Genomic DNA, 1,348 nt, shown 5'->3' on the forward strand with positions numbered 1-1,348 from the left:
GGCTCTTCTCCGCTTAGATGAGTCTATAAATTAACAATAAAACCGGTAACACATTGATTTATAATCGCTTCCCACCTTATATCTCAGTATTGTAGTTTGTCGTTATTATCTTCCGCTCTATTTAACTTTAAAGGCCAATCCGTACAGTCTGTAACGCTCGAAGAAAGCTCTCATTCAGTACTCGTCAAATGCAAGCGAGATAGACGCTGTAAAGTTGTTGACCCTGAGACTGGAGCACCGCGCACAGTCGACCACTATGTTCACCGTCGCCTGTCGGATTTACCTGTCAGTGGTCGCCCTTGCGTTATAGAAATTGAATTGGCTCAGACAAGAGATAGGCTCGGCCGAAGGTTGGTTGAAGCGACTGATTTTGTTGATAAGGGGAGTCGTTATACCAAGAGATTCTGTCACTTTATTAGTGGACTATGCCGCTATATGAGCATCCACGCAGTGTCTAAGCATTTAGACATACGCTGGGAAACCGTGAAAAATATCGATAAAGCATTTCTGTTATCTACCTTGCCTGCTTTAGAGCCTAAGAGGTTGACCAACCTTGTTCATATTGGCGTTGATGAAGTCGCCAGGGCTAAAGGCCATGACTATATGACCGTCGTTTATGATCTCGTTTCAGGACAACTTATTTGGGTTGACCATGGGCGGACTTCAAACGTACTCATCAACTTTTTTGAACAATTATCACCGCAAACGAGGGACGGCATCCAAGCGGTATCAATGGATATGGGGCAATCTTACCAATCAGCAGTGAGAAACGCTCTTCCGAATGCAGACATCGTTTTTGACCGGTTTCACGTTATGCAGAACTACTCTCTTCTGATAAGGAAAGAGCGTAATAAAGCGTTTAGGAAAGGAACACATGACGAGAAGAAAATGCTTAAAGGGACGCTATTTTTACTCCTCAAAAATGCGCCGAAATTAAGCGATAAGCAGTCAGATAGGCTAGATGATTTACTTGAAAGCAATAAGACTCTTTGTACGATTTATATGCTCAAAGAGCAGCTTCAAGCCTTATGGGATGAACGTAATTTTGACCTGATGATCGCAGCTCTTGATGCGTGGTGCCAGCTTGCTAAAAAGACGAGGATCTTATCTCTCATCAACTTCGCAGACGCGCTTTGGGAGAGAAGAGTTGGGATCTGCAATTATGCAAAATATAAGCTGACGAATGCCCGAGTGGAAGCAGGGAATGTATCGATAGGTCTTCTTAGACGGCGAGCCCGAGGAGTAAGGGATACTGATTACTTTAAATTGAAGATTAGACAAACCTCAATCCTAGAAACTCACTCTACCATTTACCCAGAAATCAAGCTCATCTAAGCGGAGAAGAGCC

The 1,348-nt window shown here is 43.5% G+C and carries 1 protein-coding gene; it reads left to right on the plus strand.

Annotated elements, in window-relative coordinates; genetic code table 11:
• The first annotated feature begins 96 nt into the window (after window positions 1-96).
• Window positions 97-1,335, plus strand: coding sequence for an ISL3-like element ISVa7 family transposase (locus AB4307_RS16215; RefSeq protein WP_081317730.1), 1,239 nt, complete (start codon window positions 97-99; stop codon window positions 1,333-1,335).
• The last annotated feature ends 13 nt before the right edge of the window (window positions 1,336-1,348 follow it).

This window comes from Vibrio sp. 10N.261.52.C2 (genome assembly GCF_041471425.1).
GTDB lineage: Bacteria > Pseudomonadota > Gammaproteobacteria > Enterobacterales > Vibrionaceae > Vibrio > Vibrio crassostreae_C.